We start from the raw sequence: 22,199 nt of genomic DNA on the forward strand, positions 1-22,199 counted from the left end.
GTGCATTTCCCCTGGTGCCCTCCCGGATCCGGGAACCGGCCGGTCTTCCGTGGAGAAAACGGACATTCGACCTACTCGTTCCGATACGATCACCGCGATCGCCGTCCCGGGGCCTGGATCCGGGGCGGAGTGTCGGGGGAGACGGAACGGCTCTGCACACGGGGCCGCGCGCGGGATCAGTGGTTGCCGGAGACGGTCGACCACGTCCCACAGCTGTCGGGGCTGTCTCAGCGCATGCCGCACGATGCTGCATGCGCTCGATCTGTGGTGACGATCGGGACTGAGGTGGTAGGTGGCACGCTCCGGGTGGACCGTGGGGGTCGGCTCGCAGCTGGAGAAGTGGGCGACGGTGGCTGTGTTCGCCGCGCTCGCGATCTCGACAAGGACACCGTGCGGACGACGATGGGCGAAAGGTGTTGATTCGCAAGGGCGGCGAAGCAGTGTGCCCGGCCCGGTGTGGACGAGTCCGAGGAACCGTCGCTCGCGGGCAGCGGTTCCTGCGTCCAACACGTATTTCACGCATTCGGTGCGGGAGTGGTCGGAGGGGAATCGGCCCGAGATCTCGTCGACCAGGCGGGGAAAGCCCGTTTCTCCCGACACCTCCGGTACCGTATCGAAGCTCGGGAAGACGGCTGCCACAGCTGTATTCGCTGTCACCGCGCACGGCGCGGATCATGGCGTCGGATTCACGCCGGATGCTCCCCATCGTCGACAGCATCGCGCAGACGAATGCGACGCTGACACCACAGCAGAATCCGCTGCCGCTCAATCAGGTTCGCGTCGACCATCCCGGCCCGCAGCAGAAGCCGATCGAGGAGACACGGAAGAATCGGGCCGGCGCGATCATCGGCGGCGTCGTCGGAGCGCTGATCTGGATGGACATTCACGGCGACCCGCCGATGCGTCAGGCACCCGTCGGATTCATAATGACCTGACTACCAATGGTTTCCGATCGACACTCGATATCCGGCGACGTCAGGTGTCAATTTGTACCCGGGTGCATTCCGCGTAAAGCGGTCCGGGAACACCCATTCGGCACTCAGAATGGACGCGTGGATGAACTTGCGCGAGGGCCTCTTCGGATGGTCTCCCACGCCGTCACGGAGACGTGCGGCATGGGCCACCGTGGTCGACGCCTGCTCGCGTCGGCGCGGGGAGCGGTCGTCGAGACCGGGGCCGGCACCGGAGCGAAGGTGCCGCACCATCCGCGTGAGGCCGCGTCGCTGGTCCTCGCGAGGCCGACCGCGGCGACGACGTCGCGTTTGCGCAGCCGGGAGCGGACCGTGCGTCCGGACGCCGAGATAGCCGGTGTTCTGCCTCCGAATGGTCAGTTCCGGTTCTGTCAGCACGTACGCTCTGATGACCCGGCTGCGGCGAGGTGGCAGGATCGTCTGGCCGGACAGTGGCCGGTGTCCGGGCAGGGATGCCGGGGCACTCGCCGGACCCTGTCATCGATCGAGACGTTCAGGGGCGTCGAGGTCGATCGTGGAGTGTGGCAGGGGATGTCGGTTCTGGTTCGCCCATCGGTGATCGGGCGGGCCGTGGATGGCGGTACAGAGGTCGGTCGCGGCAAGTGCGCGATCGAAAGCATTGACAAGCGACCAGGGGTCGTGGAATCGGGGGGAACGAAGTGACACGTACGGGAAGGGCTGCCGCGTCGTCTGGCGGCGGTGCGCAGGATAAGCCGGACAAACGCGCCGAAATTCTGGCCGCGACGTCGGAACTGTTCGCGGCCAAGGGGTACACGGGTACGTCGATGCGGGACATCGCATCCGACACCGGCATGCTGGCCGGAAGCCTCTACTACCACTTCGAGTCGAAGGACGCGCTGGCCGCGACGATGGTTCGCGCACTGCGCGACGACATCGTCGCCGCAACCCAGCGTCCGGCGGTGGCGTCGGACTCGCCGATCGAGTCCATTCGCCGATTCGCCCTCGACATCGCCGATGCGTCCGCGCGCCATCCGGGCGCACTCCAGGTGTGCCTGGGGGTGCCGGAGACCAAGGACAACGATCTGGCGAAACTGCTGACCTCCGAGCCGAAGTGGTCGGAGAAGAAGTGGAACACGCTGGTGCGTGACGCCGCGGACGCGGGTCTGGTGCGACCCGAGGTCGACACGCGGATCCTGCGGGAGGTGCTGCGCGTCGCGGAGACGTACAGCGCGACCCTCGCACCCACCGGATTTGCGGCCCGGAAGGTCGCCGGCTGCACGGTCGACCTGATGTTCAACGGCCTCGCCACGAAGCCCGCCGACAGCGACCTGTCGGAATCGGACACGGCCCGCGTGGCGCGCAAGGTGATCGCGTCCTGGGATCGCGAGAACCCGATGGCGCTGTCCGACAAGCAGGATCGGATCCTCGACGCCGCCCGGTACGTGTTCGCCGAGCGTGGCTTCGACGCCACCACCACCCGCGACATCGCGAACGCCGTCGGTCTGACGCAGGGCAGCCTCTACCACCACTTCGACTCGCGGGAATCGATCCTCGTCGCGATCCTGCAGAGCTTCTCGTCGCGGATGCGCGCGGCGCACCAGGAGATCGGTGCGGCGGGCGGGACGCCGCTCGAGACGGTGGACGCGCTCATCCGGATGCGCAGCGCGGCCGGCAAGCGCTTCGAGCCCGAGGTCACCATCCTCAAGTCGTGGGCGATGCTCGTCAACAACGACCACTTCGACTTCCTCATGCTCGACGGCCGAAAAGTGCTGCAGGTATGGGACGCCGCATTCACGGCGGGTGTGCGAGACGGCAGCATCACCATGCCCGGCTCGACTCGGCTCGTGTTCCAGTGTCTCGGGGAACTCCTGTGGTGCACGCACGGGCTGCCCCGGATCTCGATCGAGCGTTTGACGCGGTACAACCTCGAGACAACCCTGTGGGGTGCCTCGCCCAAATAGCGGAGAACACGTGATCCGGGGAGGTCGGCATGATCGGAAGGTGGTGTGCCGCAGCGGCGGCGGTGATCGGCGTGGTGGTTGCCGGAAGCCCCACTGCAACCGCGCAGGTGGACTTCTACCAGCCACCGCCGGTCCTCCCCGGCACAGCCGGTGACCTGATCCGGACCGAACCGATGCCGTTGGTGTGGCAGGCCGGCGCCTTCCCCGCCACGGCTACCCGGATCATGTACCGCAGCAACGACACCCACGGATCGGCGAACGCGGTCACCGGCACCTACTTCGATCCGGCCGTACCGTGGAACGGCCCTGGATCGCGGCCCCTGGTGAGCCTGGCGCCCGGGACACAGGGGCAGGGCGACCAGTGCGCCCCGTCGAAGACGATGGGAACGGTGCTCGACTACACGCCGCCGTCGAACGTGATCGCGTCGTACGAGGTGGTGTTCGTCAACGCCCTGCTGTCGCGGGGCATCGCCGTGGTCGTGACCGACTACGAGGGCCTGGGCACCCCCGGTGTCCACACCTACGTCAACCGGGCCGCCGAGGCGCACGCGGTGCTCGACGCGGCCCGGGCGGCGCAGCGACTGCCCGGTACCGGCATCACGCCGGACGGTCCGGTGGCGCTGTGGGGGTACTCCCAGGGCGGCGGGGCATCGGCGGCCGCCGCGGAGCTGCAACCCGAGTATGCGCCCGAGCTCGACGTGCGCGGCGCCTACGCCGGCGCCCCGCCCGCAGATCTGGCCGCGACGCTCGAGCAGATCGACGGCACCATTCTGGTCGGTGCCATCGGATACACCCTCAACGGGATCGCGCAGGCGTATCCCGACGCGCGGCCCATGGTCGAGGAGTTGATGAACGACCGCGGTCGGCAGATGCTCACGGACGTGCAGCAGCAGTGCGTCGGGGAGACCCGCATAACGTACGGCTTCCAGCGCACGTCGTCGTTCACACGGTCCGGTGAACCGCTCGCGGTGGTGGCGGCCCGGGAGCCGCTCGCGCGAGAGCTGATCGCCGAACAGCGGATCGGTAACCGCACCCCGCAGGCGCCGGTGCTGATCGAGTCCGGCGTGCACGACGACCTGGTGCCGTTCGGGCAGGCCCGTCAGCTCGCCGACGACTGGTGCGCCAAGGGGGCGACAGTCCGGTTCAGTGAGAATCTGCTGCCGCCGATCCGACCGGGGGCCGGTATCAACCACGCCGCGCCGTACCCGCTGGGATCACCCGAGGCGCTCACGTGGATCACCGACCGGTTCTACGGCGCGTCCGAACCCGGCAACTGCCGGGTGCCGTGAGTGCTACTGCGGGCGCGGGTCGGTCAGCGACGGCGGACGGGATGCGACGGGCGGCATCTCGGGGCGCCGGGTGAGTGCGATCGCGGCGGCACCGACCGCGGCAGCGGCGGCGCCCAGACCGATCAGCACCCGTCGGCGGCCGGACGAGGACGTCGGGGCGGAAGCACGCTTGGTCGCACGGGTCATGGCTCCACTCTTGCACAGGTCGTGGGCGGCGCCCGGACCGCAATGGCACGATAGGGGGGTGACTTCACAGACTGCTACCGCAACGCTGCACACCAACCGCGGCGACATCAAGATCGCGCTGTTCGGTAACCATGCGCCCAAGACCGTCGAGAACTTCGTCGGCCTGGCGGACGGTTCCAAGGAGTACTCCACCCAGAACGCGCAGGGCGGCGCCTCCGGCCCGTTCTACGACGGTGCGATCTTCCACCGCGTCATCGACGGCTTCATGATCCAGGGCGGCGACCCGACCGGCACCGGCCGCGGCGGCCCGGGCTACAAGTTCGGCGACGAGTTCCACCCCGAGCTGCAGTTCGACCGCGGCTACCTGCTGGCGATGGCCAACGCCGGCCCGGGCACCAACGGCTCGCAGTTCTTCATCACCGTCGGCCCCACCCCGCACCTGAACCGTCGCCACACCATCTTCGGTGAGGTGCTCGACGAGGAGTCGAAGAAGGTCGTCGACACCATCGCCACCACCGCGACCGACCGCGGCGACCGCCCGGTCGACGATGTCGTCATCAACAGCATCACCATCTCGTAAGACGAGGATTCACACATGACGAACCCCGGCTGGGGTGGTGCGGCGAGCGAGGGCACCCCGCCACCTCAGCCGAGGTGCGTGCACCACCCCGATCGCCCCACCGCGCTCTCCTGCACCCGGTGCGGCCGTCCGGCCTGCCCGGACTGCCTGCGTCCCGCGTCCGTCGGACACCAGTGCGTCGACTGCGTCGCCGCCGGTCGGCGCGACACGCGGCAGGCCCGCACGGTCGCCGGCGCCCGGGTCCGCACCCAGGCACCGACACCGGTGCTCACCTACATCCTCATCGCGGCCAACGTGGCGATCTTCGCGATCACCGCGGTGCAGTCGCGCAGCCTGCTCGACAACCATCTGGCGTCGCCGCTGTTCTTCGACTGGGTCCTGTGGGGTCCCGCCGTCGCCGCCGGCGATTACGGTCGCATCCTCACCAGCGGATTCCTGCACATCGGGTTGATGCACCTGGCCGTGAACATGTTCGCGCTGTACGTGATCGGCCGCGACATCGAAATCGTTCTGGGCCGGGCCCGCTACCTGGCGGTGTATCTGATCTCGCTGCTCGGCGGATCAGCCTCGGTGCTGCTGCTCGACCCCATGGCGCCGACCGCGGGAGCCTCGGGCGCTATCTTCGGCCTGCTCGGTGCCCAGGCGGTGATCCTGCTGCGGCTGAGGCGCAGCCCGACGCCCGTCCTCGCGGTCATCGCGATCAACGTCATCATCAGCGTCACGATCCCCGGCATCTCGCTGTGGGGCCACATGGGCGGCCTGGTGGCCGGCGCCGCCGCGACCGCGGCCCTGCTCTACGCCCCGTCCGCGGTCGGCGCGCAGGACGCCGATCGGGTGCGCACCGCGGGATGGACCGCGCTGGGTGCGATCGGCCTGTTGACGCTGATCGTCACGGCCGCGGCCGTCGCGGCGATCTGAGGACGGCCGCTCACTCCTCCGCGGGTACGAGCCCGTGCACGGACAGGGCGTCGAACACCACCGTGGGGTCCTCGCCCAGGTCCCACCGTCCGAAGATCAGCAGCCGCTCGGCGCCGTCGGGATCGAGCGCGTCGATCTCGAGCATCGGTACCCGCCGCCCCAGCCGCGGGTACTGCACGATGCGGATCCGGGCGATGTCGTCGCGGCGGTAGACCCGTCGGCCCCGCACGCGTGTCGCCGCGATCGCCGGCGCGGCCCCGACCCGCACGATCGCCAGCTTCGGCCGCTGTCGGGCGCCCAGCCCCGCGAGCACGAACATCGCGAACGCCGCGACGCTCGCGAGGAACCGTCCCGGTGCGTCGATGCCGAGCAGCAGCGCGGCGGCGATCATCGCGACCCCACCGACCGCGAGGGCCACTACGGCGCCGAGCGGGGTGGCCCACTCGAGCGACGGCGCACGGTCGACTTCATCCTCAGGCATGTGTACAGATCCCCTTGTTATCCACAGGTGTTATCAACACTGGGGATGAAATGACACGTGTGTAATTGCATGGGCGGCGGACACACTCGCACGTCGGCAACAGCGAGGTCAGCGCCACCGCATCGTCATGATCAGGCCCACGACCATGAATCCGAAGCCGATGAGGAAGTTGTACGCCCCCAGATCGTTCATCCATGCGAGGTTCTCGCCGGCCAAGTAGTACACAATCAGCCACGCCAGACCGACGAGCATGAAACCGAGCATCACCGAGACGTACAGCGCGCTCGACGGACCCGCCTTCACCTTCACCGGGGTGCGGTTCGCGGGATTGATCGTGTAGTCGGTCTTCTTCCGGACCTTCGACTTCGGCATGACGTCCTTGTCTCGTGAGGATGGGAGAACGCGATCTGGTGCCCGGATCGGTCCGGGCGGACAGGGTAGATTCGGCACCACCTGTTGTGAAGTACACGCTAACCCAAATAAGCGCAGCCGGGACCGGTCGGTCACGTACCGAATGTCCGAGGTGGAAGTGGTGGTCGAGGGTGCCCGACGTCGAAACGCAGCCGCAGGGCTCGAACCCTCGGTTCGGTTTCTGGTCGGTGGCCGTCCTCGTGGTCTGCCTCGTCGCGGGACTGCTGCTGGCGACCACCCGCGAGGTCTCCCACGGAAACGAGCTGCGGGCCGCGGACTCGACCCGACTGTCCGACCTGGTGCGCCGCGCGCAGGTCGACGTCGACAACGCCGCCGCCACCCGTGACGAGCTCGCCGCCGAGGTCGAGGAGCTCCAGGAGAACGCGGCCGGCACCGACACCCGGGTCGCGGAGGCGCTCACCGAAAGCCGTGAGCTCGCTGCCGCCGCCGGCCTGACCCCGCTCAGCGGTCCCGGCATCGTCGTCACCCTCACCGACGCGCCGCGCGACGCCGACGGCAAGTACCCGGCCGGCGCGTCGCCCGACGACCTCGTCGTCCACCAGCAGGACGTGCAGAGCGTCCTCAACGCGCTGTGGACGGGCGGTGCGGAGGCGATCGCGATGCAGGACCAGAGGATCGTGAACACGTCGGCGCCGCGGTGCATCGGCAACACGCTGCTGCTGCACGGCCGCACCTACAGCCCGCCGTACGTGGTGACCGCGATCGGCGACCCGGCCCGCCTCGCCGCGACCCTCGCGAACGAGCCCGGGATCAAGGTGTTCAAGCAGTACGCCGTCCGGTACGGACTCGTCTACACCCAGCAGGAATCGGGTCACCTCACAGTTCCCGCGTACACCGGGCAGTTGCACACCGAGTACGCGCAGCCGGTCGCGTAATCCCTGCGCACCGACCGAGATCACCCAGGCACTACCCTCGGTCCCATGCGCATTCTGGTCGTCGACAACTACGACAGCTTCGTGTTCAACCTGGTCCAGTACCTGGGCCAGCTCGGAACGCAGGCCGAAGTGTGGCGCAACGACGACCCCCGACTGACCGGCGACGACGCCATCGCGGCCGCGGCCCACGAGTTCGACGGCATCCTGCTCAGCCCCGGCCCCGGCACCCCGCAGCGCGCGGGCGCGACGATGCCGTTGGTCGGCGCGTGCGCCACCGCACGGACCCCCTTGCTGGGCGTGTGCCTGGGCCATCAGGCGATCGGGGCCGCGTTCGGTGCGACCGTCGACCGCGCGCCGGAACTGCTGCACGGCAAGACCAGCCTCGTCCACCACAACGACGCCGGTGTCCTCGCCGGGCTGCCCGACCCGTTCACCGCGACCCGCTACCACTCGCTGACCGTCGTCGAGGACACCATCCCCGCCGAGCTCGAGGTCACCGCCCACACCGACAGCGGCATCGTCATGGCGATGCGGCACCGCGAGCTGCCGATCCACGGCGTGCAGTTCCACCCGGAGTCGGTGCTCACGCAGGGCGGTCACCGGATGCTCGCGAACTGGCTCGGTGTGTGCGGGCAGGTGCCGGCCGAGACACTCGTCTCCGCGCTCGAGGACGAGGTCGCCCGGTCGCTGGGCGACGCGCTCACGCGCTGACGAACGACGTACTGACGCAACTGACGCGAAAACGGCTGTGCGGTCCCCTCGTCGGGGACCGCACAGCCGTTTTCCGTATGTAAACGCTCCTACCGGGGAATCCCCAGCTCGCCGACGGCCACCGTCAGCGCCGCGTTCTTCGCGACGTCGCTGCCCGGGGGCTGCTGCTGACCGACGATCTTGCCCACCAGGTCCTTGTCGAGCGTCGGCTGCTTCATCTGCGAGAGCTGGTTCGACGAGCCCGTCCAGCCGGCCCTGCGCAGCGCCTCCACCGCCTGCGACACCGACATCTCGGTCAGGTCGGGCATCGTGAACAGCTTGCCGTTCGACACCTGGAGCCGGATCGTGTCGCCCTTCGCCGCGGTCGAACCGCCGGACGGCGACGTCGAGATCACCTCGCCCTCGGGCTTGCCGGAGTCGACCTTCTCGACCTGGACCTTGAACCCGGCACCCTCGATGTTCGGCTGCGCGACGTCGATCGTCTGGCCGATCACGTTCGGCACCCGCACCTGCTCGGGGCCCGAGCCCAGCGTGATCGCCACCGTGGAGTCGAGGTTGATCTTCGCGCCCGACGACGGCTCCTGGCCGACGACCATGTCGAGCTGGCTCGCATCCGACGCCGCACGACCGATCTCGGAGTCCAGCCGCAGACCGGCCGCGGCCAGCGCCTTCTCCGCGTCCTCCTGCGTCAAGCCGGAGAGCTTGGGCACCTGCACCTGCTCGGGGCCGGACGACACCTGGAGCGTGACGCTGCTGTTCTCGTCCACCGACGTGCCGGCCGCCGGGTTGGTGCCGATGACGTTGCCGTTGGCCACGACCGGGTCGGGGCGGGTCTGGATCGTCGAGTCGAGCTTCGCGTTGCGCAGCATCGTCTCGGCTTCCTGCACGCTGCGGCCGGCGACGTTCGGCACCGACACCTTCTCCGGTGTGGACAGCAACGAGAAGCCGAACGCGCCGATGATGCCGACCACGATCAGCGCCGCGACGGCGACCAGCACGTTGCGGGTCGTGTTCTTCTTCTTCGGCGGATCCGCCGGCGGGATCACCGTCGGTGCCGCCGTCGCCGTCGCGGTGCGCGCAGGTTCGGCCTGGTACCCGGAACTGGTGCTCGCGGCGTTGTCGACGGCACCGAGGATGGTGGTGCGGTCCTCGTCGGTCATCACCATCGGTGCGCTCGGCCGCTGACCACCGAGCACCCGCACCAGATCGCTGCGCATCTCGGCGGCGCTCTGGTAGCGGTTGGCCGGGTTCTTGCTCATCGCCTTGAGGATCACCGAATCCAGCGCCCGCGGCACCGCCGGATTGACCAGCGACGGCGTCTTCGGATCCTCCCGGACGTGCTGGTACGCGACCGCCACCGGGGAATCACCCTTGAACGGGGGTTCACCGGTGAGCAGTTCGTAGAGCACGCAGCCGAGCGAGTAGACGTCCGAGCGGGCGTCCACCTGGTCGCCGCGCGCCTGCTCCGGTGACAGGTACTGCGCGGTGCCGATCACCGCGGCGGTCTGCGTCATCGTGCTCTGCCCGTCGGCCATCGCGCGCGCGATACCGAAATCCATCACCTTCACCGCGCCCGCGCGGTTGATCATGATGTTGGCGGGCTTCATGTCCCGGTGCACGATGCCGTTGCGGTGACTGAAGTCCAGCGCCGCGCACACGTCGGCGATGACCTCCATCGCCCGTCGCGGCGTCATCGGCCCCTCGGTGCGGAGGATGTCGCGCAGCGTGTCACCGTCGACGTACTCCATGACGATGTACGGCAGCGGCCCGGCGTCCGTCTCGGCCTCGCCGGTGTCGTACACCGCGACGATCGCCGGATGGTTCAGCGCGGCGGCATTCTGCGCCTCGCGGCGGAACCGCAGGTAGAACGTGGGGTCGCGGGCCAGATCGGCGCGCAGCACCTTGATCGCGACATCGCGGCTGAGCCGCAGGTCCCGTCCGAGATGCACCTCGGACATACCACCGAACCCCAGGATCTCGCCCAACTCGTACCGGGAGGAGAGGTTGCGCGGCGTCGTCATGGCAGTCCTTGCGTGGCCGTGGTTGTGGTGGCCGTTGTCGTGGTGGTGGTCGTGGTCGTGGGCTCGGTGGTCGTCGTCGTGGTCCGCGGCGGCGTGGTGGTCGTCGTCGTGGTCCGCGGCGGCGTCGTCGTGGTTGTCGGCGGCGGCGTGGTGGTCGTCGTCGTTGTCGGCGGCGGCGTGGTGGTCGTCGTGGTCCGCGGCGGCGCTGTGGTCGTCGTGCGGGTCGTCGTCACCGGCGTCCGCGTCGTCGACGTGACCGCCGGCGCGGCCGGCTGATCGTCCCCGCCCCCGAAGAGCAGCATCCCGAACATGACGATCGCGGCGAGCGCCAGCAGACCGCCACCGGCCCACGCGAGCGCCCGCTGGCCGCTGGTCCAGCCCGAACCACTGTCACCGTCACCCGGCGTCTCGGCAACCCGGCCCGTATCGCCCGTGTAGTTGCGCTGCTGCGTCGGAATCATCGCAGTCGGCGCGGCGGCCGGGACCGGCGCGACCACCCGCGTCGCGGCCGTCGGCATCCGCCCCGGCGGGGGCGGGCGGCGTCCGGCGCGGACCGCGGCGACGGCGTCGGCGAACTCGCCGCCGTTGGCGTAACGACCGGCCGGGTCCTTCGTCAGCGTGATGTCGATGAGCTCACGGATCGGGGCCGGGAGATCGGCCGGCATCGGCTCCGGCGGTTCCTGCACGTGCTTCATCGCGACCGTGAGGGTGCCGCCGCCACCGAACGGGCGGCGCCCCGACAGCGCCTCGTAGCCGACCACGCCGAGCGAGTACACGTCGCTGGCGGCGGTCGCCTCCTGACCCAGCGCCTGCTCCGGTGCGATGTACTGCGCGGTGCCCATCACCATGCCGGTGCGGGTGACCGGGGAGGCGTCGACCGCCTTCGCGATGCCGAAGTCGGTGATCTTCACCTGCCCGGACGGGGTGATGAGGATGTTGCCGGGCTTGACGTCGCGGTGCACGACACCGGCCGAGTGCGCGGCCTGCAGCGCCCGACCGGTCTGCTCGAGCATGTCCAGGGCGTGCGCGATCGACAGGCGGCCCACACGCGCGAGCACCGCGTTGAGCGGCTCACCCGCCACCAGTTCCATCACCAGGTAGGCGAGGTTGGCGCCGGCCTCGTCGCGGGTCTCGCCGTAGTCGTAGACGCCCGCGATGCCCGGGTGGTTAAGCTGCGCGGTGGTGCGGGCCTCGATGCGGAACCGCTCGACGAACTCCGGATCCGACGAGAACTCGGCCTTGAGAACCTTCACCGCGACGCGGCGGTCGAGGCGGCTGTCGGTGGCCTCCCACACCTGGCCCATGCCGCCGGTGGCGATCAGCCGCTGCAGGCGATAGCGGCCGCCGATCACCGATCCGTTGGTCAACGACATCCCCTCATCCCCTCTGCAATCCCGCCGAGATGACCGCCCGTCCGATGGGGGCCGCGACCGAGCCGCCGGTCGCGGCGAGCGCCCGGTCGCCGCCGTCCTCGACGATGACAGCGATCGCGACCGTCGGATTCTGGGCCGGCGCGAACCCGATGTACCAGGCGTGCGGCGGGGTGTTGCGCGGGTCGTTGCCGTGCTCGGCGGTGCCCGTCTTGGACGCGATCTGGACGCCCGGGATCTTGCCGCCGCCGGCGGTGTTGTTCTCGGACCCGATCATCAGCTGGGTCAGCGTCGCGGCCACGTCGGGAGACACGGCGCGGCCGATGGACTTCGGCGACGTGGTCGCCAGGTTCGACAGGTCCGGGCTCTGCAGCTGCGACACCAGGTGCGATTCCATGCGCACGCCGCCGTTGGCGATGGTCGCGGCGATCTCCGCGTTCTGCAGCGGCGTCAGCGCGACGTCCCGCTGGCCGATGCTGGACTGGCCGAGCGCCGCGTCGTCCGGGATGGCGCCGATCGTGCTGTCGGCCACCGGGATCGGGATACCCGGGGTGTTGGGGCCGATGCCGAACGCCTTCGCCTGCTCGGCGAGCGCGTCGGCCCCGGTCTTGACGCCCAGTTCGACGAACGCGGTGTTGCACGAGCGCGCGAACGCCTCCCGCAGCGAGGCCGTCGGGCCGCCGCCGCACGTGGTGCCGTTGTAGTTTTCGAGCGTCGTCGACGTGCCCGGCAGCGTGATGTTCGGCGCCGCTGTCAGCTGCTCGTCCGGGTTCGCGCCGTTCTCCAGCGCCGCCGCGGTGACGACGACCTTGAATGTCGAACCGGGCGGGTACGTCGCGGACACCGCGCGGTTGAGCATCGGCTTGTCCGGGTCGGCGTTCAGTTCCTCCCACGCCGCCGCCGTCTCGGCACCGTCGTGGCTCGACAGCCGGTTCGGGTCGTAGCTGGGGGTGCTGGCCATCGCCAGGATGTTGCCGGTGCTCGGCTCGATCGCGACCACCGACCCGGTGTAGCCCTTCGCGGTCAGCTCGTCGTACGCCACCTGCTGCATCACCGGATCGATCGTGCTGATCACGTTGCCGCCGCGCGGATCGCGACCCGACACCAGATCGAAGAAACGGTTGCTGAACAGGCGGTTGTCGGAGCCGTTGAGGATCGGGTCCTCGGCCTTCTCCAGACCGGTGCTGCCGTACTGCATCGAGTAGAAGCCGGTGACCGGCGCGTTCGCGAGCGGGCTCGACGGCGCCGCCGGGTTCGGCGGGTATACGCGCAGGTACTTGTAGCGGTCGTCGGTGGGGACCGACGCCGCGAGCACCTGCCCGCCCGCGGAGATCTGGCCGCGCTGACGCGAGTACTCGTCGAGCAGCACGCGCGAGTTGCGCGGATCGTTGCGCAGGTCGTCGGCCTTGATGACCTGCACGTAGGTGGCGTTGGCGAGCAGCGCGACGACCATCACCATGACGGCCAGCGCGACGCGGCGGAGCGGTGTGTTCATTGGCGACCCAGCATTTCCGTCGGAGCGTCCGCGATGGGAGCAGGCCCCTTCTTCACGGGTGCCGCGGGGGTGCGGGCGGCGTCGGAGATCTTCATCAGCAGTGCCAGTAGCAGGTAGTTCGCGAGCAGCGACGATCCACCGTACGACATGAACGGAGTGGTGAGACCGGTGAGGGGGATCAGCTTCGTCACACCGCCGACGACCACGAACAGCTGGATCGCGATCGTGAACGCCAGGCCGGCGGCGAGCAGCTTGCCGAAGCTGTCGCGCACCGCGAGCGCGGTACGCAGCCCCCGCACCACGAAGATCAGGAACAGCATCAGGATGGCCGCCAGGCCCACGAGGCCCAGTTCCTCACCGATCGCGGCGATGATGAAGTCGGTCTTGGCGAACGGCACCTGCGACGGTCGCCCACTGCCCAGGCCGGTGCCGGCGACACCGCCGGTCGCGAGGCCGAACAGCGACTGCGAGATCTGGTAGCCGGTGTTCTGGTAGTCGCCGAGGGGGTCGAGCCAGGTGTTCACCCGCACCCGGACATGGCTGAACATCTGGTATGCGAAGAAGAACCCGACGATCAGCAGGCCGCCGCCGATCAGCAGCCAGCCGACCCGCTCCGTCGCGATGTAGAGCATCACCAGCACGGTGCCGAAGATCAGCAGCGACGTGCCCAGGTCCTTCTCGAACACCAGCACGCCGACGGAGACGATCCACGCCGCCAGGATCGGGCCGAGGTCACGGGCCCGGGGGAGATCCATGCCGAAGAAGTGGCGGCCGGCGGTGGTGAACAGGTCGCGCTTCGCCACCAGGACCGCGGCGAAGAAGATGATCAACAGGATCTTCGCGAACTCGCCCGGCTGGATGCTGAACCCAGGCAGCTTGATCCAGATCTTGGCGCCGTTGACCTCGGAGAACCGGGACGGCAGCAGTGCCGGGATCGCCAGCAGCACCAGACCCGCGAGGCCCACCGTGTACCCGTACCGCGCCAGCAGTCGGTAGTCCTTCAGCAGCACCAGAACGGTGATGAACCCGGCGATCGCGAGCGCGGTCCACAGCACCTGCTGGGTCGCGTCGGGGGAGGGGACCGCCAGGCCCTGGTGGATCGCGGAGTCGGCGTCGGCGAGGTCGAGACGGTGGATCAGGACCAGACCGAGCCCGTTGAGCAGGGCCACGATCGGCAGCAGCAGCGGGTCGGCGTACGGAGCGAAACGCCGCACCGCGAGGTGCGCGACGAGGAACATCGCCGCGTACGAGATCCCGTACTTCGCGAGATCCAACGTGAGGGTCTGTTCCTGGCTGGCCTCGACCAGCACCAGCGACACCGCCGTGATCCCGATCGCGCAGCACAGCAGGATCAGCTCGGTGGTCCGGCGGTTCGACTGGACGGGTGCGGCGGCGAAGCCACTCGCTGGGCTGGGGAACGGAGCGTCGGACGTGGACATCAGCTGGCGGTCCTGCAGTTCTGGCCCGGGATCTGCTCGACCGGTGCCGGAGTGGGGGTGGGCGGGGGCGGAGCCGCCGTCGTCGGCGCGGGCGGCGGCGCCGGCTCCCCGCTGGGTGCGGGTGTCGGGGCAGGCGCGGGGGGCGGAGTCGGCGTAGGTGCGGGTGCCGGTTCCGGCGTGCACAGCGGCAGCAGGTCGTTCGCGGCCAGTCGACGCATCTGGTCGGTCGCGTCGTCCAGCGAACCCGACGGCAGACCGGCGCGCACCTGTTCGCGCGCCGACGGCTGCAGGTCGTCGACCTTCAGCACACGGCACTCGCTCGGCAGTGCGTTCGGATCGACGATGGTCAGGACGCCGCTGTCGGTGATGCACCCGACCAGCGCGCTGTCCTGCAACGAGTAACCCAGCACCGACCCGGGGATGCCGCGCAGCACCGTGACCCGGTCGTCGGACGCGCCGACGTAGTAGTAGTTGCGAATCATCGAGCGGCCCACCACCAGGCCACCGGCGACCAGCACGACCAACCCGAGCACGACCAGCGTCCAGCGCAGCTTGTGGGACTTCTTCGGGGGCGCCTCGGGGACCGGGGTCACCCGCTTGGGGGTCGCACGCGGCGGCCGCATCGCCGCCGCCCGGCCGGCCGCGGTGTTCGGGGGCGGCGTCTCCTCCTCCTCGTCGGAGGCGGCGCCACCGACGATCGGATGGCTCTGGCCGTAGTCGAGGTTGATCACGTCGGCCACGATGACCGTGACGTTGTCGGGTCCGCCGCTGCGGAGCGCCAGTTCGATGAGCCGGTCGGCGCACTCGTCGTGGGTGCCCTCGCGCATCGTGTTCGCGATCGTCTCGTCGCTGACCACGTCGGACAGGCCGTCGGAGCACAGCAGGTAGCGGTCGCCGGCACGCGCCTCGCGCATGATCAGCGTCGGCTCGACCTCGTTGCCGGTGAGCGCCCGCATGATCAGCGACCGCTGCGGGTGCGTGTGGGCCTGCTCGGCGGTGATGCGGCCCTCGTCGACGAGGGACTGCACGAACGTGTCGTCGCGGGTGATCTGGGTGAGCTGGTCGTCGCGCAGCAGGTAGGCGCGCGAGTCACCGATGTGGACCAGACCCAGCTTGCTGCCCGCGAACAGGATCGCGGTGAGCGTGGTGCCCATGCCCTCGAGCTCGGGATCCTCCTCGACATGGTCGGCGATGGTCGCGTTGCCCTCGCGGGTGGCGGCGTCCAGCTTGCCGAGCAGGTCCTCGCCCGGCTCGTCGTCGTCGAGGTGTGCGAGGGCGGCGATCATCAGCTGCGAGGCGACCTCGCCGGCCGCGTGGCCACCCATCCCGTCGGCGAGCGCGAGCAGGCGGGCACCCGCGTACACGGAGTCTTCGTTGTTGGCGCGGACCAGACCGCGGTCGCTGCGGGCCGCGTAGCGCAGAACAAGGGTCACGGGCGTAGCTCGATCACTGTCTTGCCGACGCGCACGGGGGTGCCGAGCGGGACGCGGACCGCCGTCGTGACCTTGGCCCGGTCCAGGTAGGTGCCGTTGGTCGAGCCGAGGTCCTCGACGTACCAGTCGGTGCCGCGCGGCGACAGGCGCGCATGCCGGGTCGACGCGTAGTCGTCGGTGAGGACGAGCGTCGAGTCGTCGGCACGGCCGATGAGGACCGGCTGGGTGCTGAGGGTGATGCGGGTGCCGGCGAGGGCTCCTTGCGTCACCACGAGGTACTTCGCGACCTTCTGCTTGCTGAGCGTCGGCAGCACCGACGGGCGCCGCGTGTACCGCGACGCGACACGACCGCCGCCCGCGCCCGCATAGACGTCGTTGCGCAGGGCCCGGATCACCGCCCAGACGAAGAGCCAGAGCAGCAGCAGGAAGCCTGCTCGCGTCAGTTGGAGAATCAGTCCCTGCACTGCTCGACACCTCCTTCGGGGGCACGGCCGCACGGATGCGCAGCCGGGGCATTCTCAGCTGGCTGCATCATATGTGGAAGCCGACGACATCGATCATGATCCGGTGCCGCGCCCGGTGTCCCGAGGCGCGGTTCCGTGGGTAGGCGGAGGACGTCTGCAGTGGTCAGAGGATGCGCACCAGGATCTCGGAGTGCCCGGCGCGAATCACGTCACCGTCGGCGAGCTGCCAGTCCTGGACCTGCGCACCGTTCACGGTGGTGCCGTTGGTGGACCCGAGATCGGACAGCATCGCGACCTGGCCGTCCCAGCGGATGTCGAGGTGCCGGCGCGAGACACCAGTGTCCGGCAGCCGGAACTGGGCGTCCTGACCGCGCCCGACGATGTTGTTGCCCTCACGCAGCTGGTAGAAGCGACCGCTGCCGTCCTCGAGCTGCAGCGTCACGGTGAAGGTGCGCCCGGCCTCGGGCGCGTACCCGGCCTGGTAGCCCTGGTCGTAGCCGCCCTGCTGGCCGTACGCCTGGTTGTACCCCTGCTGGTCGTAGGCGCCTTGCTGGTCGTAGCCCTGGTAGTCGTACTGCTGGTCGTAGCCCTGCTGCTGGCCGTAACCCTGGTCGTAGCCACCACCCTGCTGGTCGTAGCCGCCCTGGTAGCCCTGGTCGTAGCCGGACTGGTTGTAGTCCTGCTGGTAGCCGGGGTACTGGCCCGGGTACGGCTGCTGCGCGTCGTACTGCTGGTACTCGGACTGGTAGCCGCCCTGCTGCGGGTAGCCCGCGTCCTGCGGGTAGCCGCCCTGCTGCGGTGCACCGTATCCCTGGTCGTAGCGCTGGGTGTACCCCTGCGGGTAGTCCTGCTGGTAGCCCTGCGCCTGATCGCGGCCCGGGTGCGCGTTGCCGTTGCGCGACTGATCGTCGTGGCCGCGATCCTTGGGGTCACGTCCGGGCTCGTATCCGGAATTCTGCGTCATGGGGCCTGCTCCTGGGGTCGGTGATACGGGTACGGGGGCACGTCCCGCGCGGGGACCGGGTCCGGGTTCGCCGGCGTTGCCGCGGCGCGCGTCCGGGTCGACCGACCCCGTCGTGCGGAACTGCCCTGTGTGCAGCGTCGGTGACGGCTCGAATCGGACTTCGATGTCACCGTACGTCTGCCACCCCTGTTCGCGGATGTATCCCTCGAGGTGTCGGGCAAAAGATTTCACGGTCAACTCATGATCCGAGGACAGCTTCTCGTGATCGGACTCGTTGATCGTGATCACGTAGGCGTTGGGGGCCAGGTAGTGGCCTCCGTCGAGTTGCTGGACACGGTCGGCCGCCTCCTGCTGCAGCGCGGCTTCCACTTCCTGAGGTACGACGCCCCCGCCGAAGACGCGCGCGAAGGCGTCACCGACGGCCCCCTGAAGCTTGCGCTCGAAACGTTGAACGATCCCCACGGCATGAACCTTGCTGTTGTTTGGTCGCGGTCAATCTGCGTGTCGCGGCCGCAATCCACGCTGCCGCCGCCTCTGCATGATATCTGGACGCCTCTACGACGGGGGTTCGGCAGCGTTCCCGAGGCACCTTTTTCGGCCTCTACCTGCACGAATCGTCGTTTTCGACAAGTGCGTGCTACTGTTTCCACGTCGCTCGGGCGAGTGGCGGAATGGCAGACGCGCTGGCTTCAGGTGCCAGTGTCCTTCGGGACGTGGGGGTTCAAGTCCCCCTTCGCCCACAACAGGCAGAGGCCGCGAGTTCTTCGGAACTCGCGGCCTTTGTCGTTCTCGGGCCGACCGGCGAGCCCGATCCCGGATCACGGCCGCGGCCACGGCCGCTGGTCGAGCTTCTCGATGTCGATGTTGAACCGCTCGAGGTAGGCCGCGAAGGCGGCGACATCGTCGGCCTCCCAGTCCTGCATCACCTTGTCGAGGGCGTCGATGCTTCCCGCGCGTTCGGCGTCGAGCCGGCTCTGCCCCTCGGCGGTGATGCGGTACTTGCGGGCCATGCCTCCGTCGGGGTCGGGGATGCGCTCGACGAATCCGGCGCCGAGGATCGCGGTGGTCTGCCGGTGCAGCGTCGAGGTGTCGAGGCCGAGTGCGTCGCTGAGCTGTCCGATGGACATGGGGCCTTCCATGCTCAGGCGGCTGAGCAGGATGTACGCGCTGGTGTCCAGGTGTCCGGTGCTGCGCCGTGGCCGCGGGCTGTTGAGGCGTAGGTGTCGGCCGAGCACCATGGTCTCGAACTCGATCAAGTGCGTGGGCTTGTCCATTGCCGTCCTCTCGCGACCCGCACCAGACGCTCAGGTGTCCGACGCATCCCTCATTGTGCCCGTCGAAAACGGACAAACACCTCGCGTGAACCGAATGTGTGACGCATCTCGTTGCATCTTGCAATCAAGTTGTACTCTGCAACCGATTTGCATTATGCAATTGACAGATTGAGGAGGCCCACGCGTGGAGAGTCCCGTGTCCACCGACCGCTCGAGCGGCATCGTCACAGTGCTGGCGGCCGCCGGCATCGTGGCGGCACTCATGCAAACCCTGGTGGTGCCGCTGATCGGCGACCTGCCGCAGATCCTGGACACGACGGCATCCAACGCGTCGTGGGTCATCACGATCACGCTGCTGGTCGGTTCGGTTGCGACGCCGGTCACCGGCCGGCTCGGTGACCTGCTGGGCAAGCGGCGCATGCTGCTGTTCTGCTCGGTGCCGCTGGTGCTCGGCTCCGTGACGTGCGCCCTGGCGACCTCGCTCGTGCCGATGATCGTCGGTCGCGGCCTGCAGGGCTTGGGTGTGGGCATGGTGCCGCTGGGCATCAGCGCCCTGCGTGAACTGGTGCCGCCGCAGAAGCTGGGCTCGTCGATCGCTCTGATGAGCGCGACGATGGGCATCGGCGGCGCGCTGGGTCTGCCGATCGCGGCGCTGGTCATCCAGAACACCAGCTGGCGGGCTCTGTTCTGGGGCTGCGCGGTGCTCAGCGTCCTGATCGGCGTCCTGATCTGGCGCCTGATCCCGGCCACACCCGCGCTCGCGGCGGGTGGACGGTTCGACTTCGTCGGCGCGATCGGGCTCGGCGTGGGGCTGGTGTCGCTGTTGCTGGCCGTCTCGAAGGGCGCCGTGTGGGGCTGGGGGAGCGCGTCGATCCTCGGCCTGTTCGCGACCGCGGTGATCATGCTGCTCGTGTGGGGATGGTGGGAGCTGCACACCGCCGACCCGCTGGTCGATCTGCGGGTGACCGCGCGCCGACAGGTGCTGCTGACCAACGCCGCCTCGGTCGTCGTCGGCTTCGCCATGTACGCGCAGTCGCTGATCGTTCCGCAGCTCTTGCAGCTCCCCGAGGCCACCGGCTACGGCCTGGGTCAATCGATGCTCGCGATGGGTCTGTGGATGGCTCCCGGTGGCATCGTGATGATGGTCGTCTCGCCGCTCGGGGCGAAGCTGTCCGCAGCGCGCGGCCCCAAGGTCACGCTGTTCGTCGGTGCGCTGATCGTCGCGCTCGGTTACGGCTCGTCGATGGTGTTGATGAGTTCGGCCTGGGGTCTGATGCTGGTGGTCGCCATCTGCGGCGCCGGCACCGGCTTCGCCTACGGCGCCATGCCTGCGCTGATCATGAGCGCGGTGCCGCCGTCGGAGACCGGTTCGGCCAACAGCTTCAACACCCTGATGCGGTCGGTGGGCACGTCCGTGGCCGCCGCGGTGGTGGGTGTGGTGCTCGCGCAGATGAGTGTCGCGGTCGGTGGTGGCCACACCATTCCGACCGAGGACGGCTTCCGTACGGGTCTGCTGATCGGTTGTGGCGTCGCCCTCGTCGCGGCGGCGATCGCGCTGGCGATCCCGGGCCGCAAGCCTGCACCGACAGTTCTCGAGCAGTCGGACGAACCCGTCGCCGCGGAGGTCTGAGCTGGGGGTTCGTATCCTCGGATGAGGGTCTCCGACAAGGATTCCCGATCCCGGTGAGTCAAACGTCCAACAGATGCTAGTGTTCGTCCTGCACTGGCCGCAGCTGTCCACTCGCTGCGGCCAGTAGCTATTTTTGCACCGAAATCCCGGGCCCTCCGGATGTTTCACGCGAAACACGAATCTCGCCGCCCGAGTGGCCCGATGGCGCCGGGTGTTTACGGTGCGGCGGCCGCGGGCATTCGATGGCGTCGGCGCTGTCGCGACCTCTTCGATCCGACGCCGCAGCCGGCCAGTGGCGTTCCTCGCCGGAGATCGGCGATTCGTGCGCCTGGAGAAGGGAACACGCATGATCTCGCCTGCCTCTCCCACGTCAGCGCCGTCTCGCAGCCGAGGCGATCCGGATCCGATCGCGGTCCCTCGGTCGCCTCGGGCGCGTGTGGTCGCCGCGGCGCTCGCGGTGATCGGGCTGGCGCTGTCCGCCGGTCCGGCCGCCCACGCGGACACGGTCACCGCCACCGTCCCGGTCGGCAGGGGACCGACAGGGGTGGCGATTGCGCCGGACGGTGCCCACGCCTATGTCTCCAACTACTTCGACGACACCGTCGTGGTCATCGACACCGCCACCGACGCAGTCACCGCGACCGTGCCCGTCGGGAGGTTCCCCACCGGTCTGGCGCTGAGCCCGGACGGCGCGCGGGTCTACGTCACCAACTCCGAAAGCGGGACGTCGTCGGTGATCGACACCCGCACGAACGCCGTCGTGGCCACCGTTCCCGTCGGTGAGAGCCCGGAGAGCGTCGCGATCACGCCGGACGGTGCCCGCGCGTTCGTCGCCAACTACGACGGCGGCACGGTGTCGGTGATCGACACCGCGGCCGATGCGGTCACCGCCACGGTCGCGGTCGGTCGGCTTCCCTCGGAGGTGGCGATCACCCCGGACGGCTCCCGCGCCTACGTCGCCAACCAGGGCAGCGATGAGCTGTCGGTGATCGACACCGCCGCCGCCACCGTCGTCGCCTCCGTTCCGGTCGGCAACGGGCCGTTCGGGGTGGCGATCACGCCGGACGGGACCCGCGCCTACGTCACCGCCTGGGACAGTGACCTGGTGTCGGTGGTGGGCGTGCCGGTGAACGCCGTCGTTGCCACGGTTCCGGTCGGCGACAGTCCCTTCGCCACGGCCGTCACGCCGGACGGGGCGCGCGCCTACGTCACCAACTATGCGAGCGACACCGTGTCGGTGATCGGGACGCTCGTCAACGCGGTGGTCGGCACCGTGAAGGTCGGTGACAGTCCGTCCTCGGTGGCGATCACACCGGACGGTGCGCGCGCCTACGTCACCAACTACGACGGCGACACGGTGTCGGTCATCGCGATCGAAGGCGGGTCCTAGCCTGCTCACCCCGCAACCGCCCCGACATCGCAGCGATACCGGGGCGCGGTGTGGTCGTAGGACGATCGTGTCGGTGCTGCAATACGTGGCGGCGTCGGCGACGAAACATTCACTCTACGATGTGACGTGCGTTGCATTTTCCCAGCGGCCGGGAGCAAACGCACAGGTCACGGGGTGGAGAGGGGAGCCTTGCTTGCGTATCTCCCAGGGGTGTGAATTAACCTTTTCTCAACACGGTGGACTCATGAACGTCTGAAATGCCCTAGAGCAACGTCGCCAGGGTGGACGCCAGTCCCGTGCCGAGGCTCAATGAGGAGCCCTTCTCGGTCGGTGCCGAACACAGTGTCGTGTCGG

General features: G+C 69.0%; 20 protein-coding genes and 1 tRNA gene. 10 read left to right on the top strand and 11 right to left on the bottom strand.

The window, feature by feature from the left end:
• Positions 1-674 precede the first annotated feature (674 nt).
• The 3 genes from ABTV10_RS00095 to ABTV10_RS00105 all read left to right on the top strand — a co-directional run bounded on the left by ABTV10_RS00095 (position 675) and on the right by ABTV10_RS00105 (position 4,182).
• Positions 675-935, top strand: a complete 261-nt coding sequence (locus ABTV10_RS00095; protein ID WP_499031662.1) for a hypothetical protein — start codon at positions 675-677, stop codon at positions 933-935.
• Positions 936-1,630: 695 nt separating this feature from the next.
• Positions 1,631-2,893, top strand: a complete 1,263-nt coding sequence (locus tag ABTV10_RS00100) for a TetR/AcrR family transcriptional regulator (RefSeq protein ID WP_499031665.1) — start codon at positions 1,631-1,633, stop codon at positions 2,891-2,893.
• A gap of 29 nt (positions 2,894-2,922) precedes the next feature.
• Positions 2,923-4,182 (top strand): alpha/beta fold hydrolase, encoded by a 1,260-nt coding sequence (locus ABTV10_RS00105; RefSeq protein ID WP_499031667.1) that lies wholly within the window; start codon positions 2,923-2,925, stop codon positions 4,180-4,182.
• A 3-nt stretch (positions 4,183-4,185) separates the two neighbouring features.
• Here ABTV10_RS00105 and ABTV10_RS00110 read toward each other — a convergent pair whose 3' ends face one another.
• Complete coding sequence (locus tag ABTV10_RS00110) at positions 4,186-4,368, bottom strand: hypothetical protein (RefSeq protein WP_499031669.1); 183 nt, start codon at positions 4,366-4,368, stop codon at positions 4,186-4,188.
• Between the two features lie 58 nt (positions 4,369-4,426).
• On the opposite strand from ABTV10_RS00110, the gene ABTV10_RS00115 reads away from it, so the two are divergent.
• Together ABTV10_RS00115 and ABTV10_RS00120 are read left to right on the top strand one after the other, a co-directional pair.
• A complete protein-coding gene (locus ABTV10_RS00115) occupies positions 4,427-4,948 on the top strand; it encodes a peptidylprolyl isomerase (RefSeq protein ID WP_433608755.1) in 522 nt (173 codons plus the stop codon).
• Positions 4,949-4,963: 15 nt separating this feature from the next.
• The gene (locus ABTV10_RS00120; protein WP_433608757.1) at positions 4,964-5,866 is read left to right on the top strand and encodes a rhomboid family intramembrane serine protease; all 903 of its coding nucleotides are present in this window, start codon (positions 4,964-4,966) and stop codon (positions 5,864-5,866) included.
• Positions 5,867-5,876: 10 nt separating this feature from the next.
• Here the strand turns inward: ABTV10_RS00120 and ABTV10_RS00125 are convergent, their stop codons facing one another.
• Together ABTV10_RS00125 and crgA are read right to left on the bottom strand one after the other, a co-directional pair.
• Positions 5,877-6,347, bottom strand: coding sequence for a PH domain-containing protein (locus tag ABTV10_RS00125; RefSeq protein WP_499031672.1), 471 nt, complete (start codon positions 6,345-6,347; stop codon positions 5,877-5,879).
• Positions 6,348-6,455: 108 nt separating this feature from the next.
• Complete coding sequence (crgA, locus tag ABTV10_RS00130; protein ID WP_127917874.1) at positions 6,456-6,719, bottom strand: cell division protein CrgA; 264 nt, start codon at positions 6,717-6,719, stop codon at positions 6,456-6,458.
• A 170-nt stretch (positions 6,720-6,889) separates the two neighbouring features.
• Here crgA and ABTV10_RS00135 point away from each other — a divergent pair, with 170 nt between their 5' ends.
• Positions 6,890-7,654: a DUF881 domain-containing protein gene (locus tag ABTV10_RS00135; RefSeq protein ID WP_499031675.1), complete on the top strand. Its 765-nt coding sequence runs from the start codon at positions 6,890-6,892 to the stop codon at positions 7,652-7,654.
• 45 nt (positions 7,655-7,699) lie between these two features.
• Positions 7,700-8,365, top strand: coding sequence for an aminodeoxychorismate/anthranilate synthase component II (locus ABTV10_RS00140; protein ID WP_499031678.1), 666 nt, complete (start codon positions 7,700-7,702; stop codon positions 8,363-8,365).
• An 89-nt stretch (positions 8,366-8,454) separates the two neighbouring features.
• Here the strand turns inward: ABTV10_RS00140 and pknB are convergent, their stop codons facing one another.
• The 7 genes from pknB to ABTV10_RS00175 all read right to left on the bottom strand — a co-directional run bounded on the left by pknB (position 8,455) and on the right by ABTV10_RS00175 (position 18,013).
• Entirely contained in the window at positions 8,455-10,386 is a 1,932-nt protein-coding gene (gene pknB / locus ABTV10_RS00145; protein ID WP_499031680.1) for a Stk1 family PASTA domain-containing Ser/Thr kinase, read from the bottom strand.
• Positions 10,383-11,759: a serine/threonine-protein kinase gene (locus ABTV10_RS00150; protein WP_499031682.1), complete on the bottom strand. Its 1,377-nt coding sequence runs from the start codon at positions 11,757-11,759 to the stop codon at positions 10,383-10,385. Before ABTV10_RS00150 ends, pknB begins: the two co-directional genes overlap by 4 nt.
• Positions 11,760-11,763: 4 nt before the next feature.
• Positions 11,764-13,251, bottom strand: a complete 1,488-nt coding sequence (locus ABTV10_RS00155) for a peptidoglycan D,D-transpeptidase FtsI family protein (protein WP_433608770.1) — start codon at positions 13,249-13,251, stop codon at positions 11,764-11,766.
• Positions 13,248-14,690, bottom strand: coding sequence for an FtsW/RodA/SpoVE family cell cycle protein (locus ABTV10_RS00160; protein WP_499031686.1), 1,443 nt, complete (start codon positions 14,688-14,690; stop codon positions 13,248-13,250). The genes ABTV10_RS00155 and ABTV10_RS00160 overlap by 4 nt, the downstream gene beginning before the upstream one ends.
• Positions 14,690-16,123, bottom strand: coding sequence for a protein phosphatase 2C domain-containing protein (locus ABTV10_RS00165; protein ID WP_499031688.1), 1,434 nt, complete (start codon positions 16,121-16,123; stop codon positions 14,690-14,692). The genes ABTV10_RS00160 and ABTV10_RS00165 overlap by 1 nt, the downstream gene beginning before the upstream one ends.
• Positions 16,120-16,587, bottom strand: coding sequence for an FHA domain-containing protein FhaB/FipA (locus ABTV10_RS00170; RefSeq protein ID WP_499031691.1), 468 nt, complete (start codon positions 16,585-16,587; stop codon positions 16,120-16,122). The genes ABTV10_RS00165 and ABTV10_RS00170 overlap by 4 nt, the downstream gene beginning before the upstream one ends.
• A 163-nt stretch (positions 16,588-16,750) precedes the next feature.
• Complete coding sequence (locus ABTV10_RS00175; protein WP_499031694.1) at positions 16,751-18,013, bottom strand: FHA domain-containing protein; 1,263 nt, start codon at positions 18,011-18,013, stop codon at positions 16,751-16,753.
• Positions 18,014-18,208: 195 nt separating this feature from the next.
• On the opposite strand from ABTV10_RS00175, the gene ABTV10_RS00180 reads away from it, so the two are divergent.
• Positions 18,209-18,291, top strand: a tRNA-Leu gene (locus ABTV10_RS00180).
• Between the two features lie 78 nt (positions 18,292-18,369).
• Here ABTV10_RS00180 and ABTV10_RS00185 read toward each other — a convergent pair.
• Positions 18,370-18,825: a MarR family winged helix-turn-helix transcriptional regulator gene (locus ABTV10_RS00185; protein ID WP_499031696.1), complete on the bottom strand. Its 456-nt coding sequence runs from the start codon at positions 18,823-18,825 to the stop codon at positions 18,370-18,372.
• A gap of 184 nt (positions 18,826-19,009) precedes the next feature.
• On the opposite strand from ABTV10_RS00185, the gene ABTV10_RS00190 reads away from it, so the two are divergent.
• Positions 19,010-20,455 (top strand): MFS transporter, encoded by a 1,446-nt coding sequence (locus ABTV10_RS00190; protein ID WP_499031698.1) that lies wholly within the window; start codon positions 19,010-19,012, stop codon positions 20,453-20,455.
• Positions 20,456-20,801: 346 nt separating this feature from the next.
• Positions 20,802-21,845, top strand: coding sequence for a beta-propeller fold lactonase family protein (locus tag ABTV10_RS00195; RefSeq protein ID WP_499031700.1), 1,044 nt, complete (start codon positions 20,802-20,804; stop codon positions 21,843-21,845).
• The last annotated feature ends 354 nt before the right edge of the window (positions 21,846-22,199 follow it).

This window comes from Paraburkholderia sp. RHO2, assembly GCF_050955445.1.
Classification (GTDB): domain Bacteria; phylum Actinomycetota; class Actinomycetes; order Mycobacteriales; family Mycobacteriaceae; genus Prescottella; species Prescottella agglutinans_A.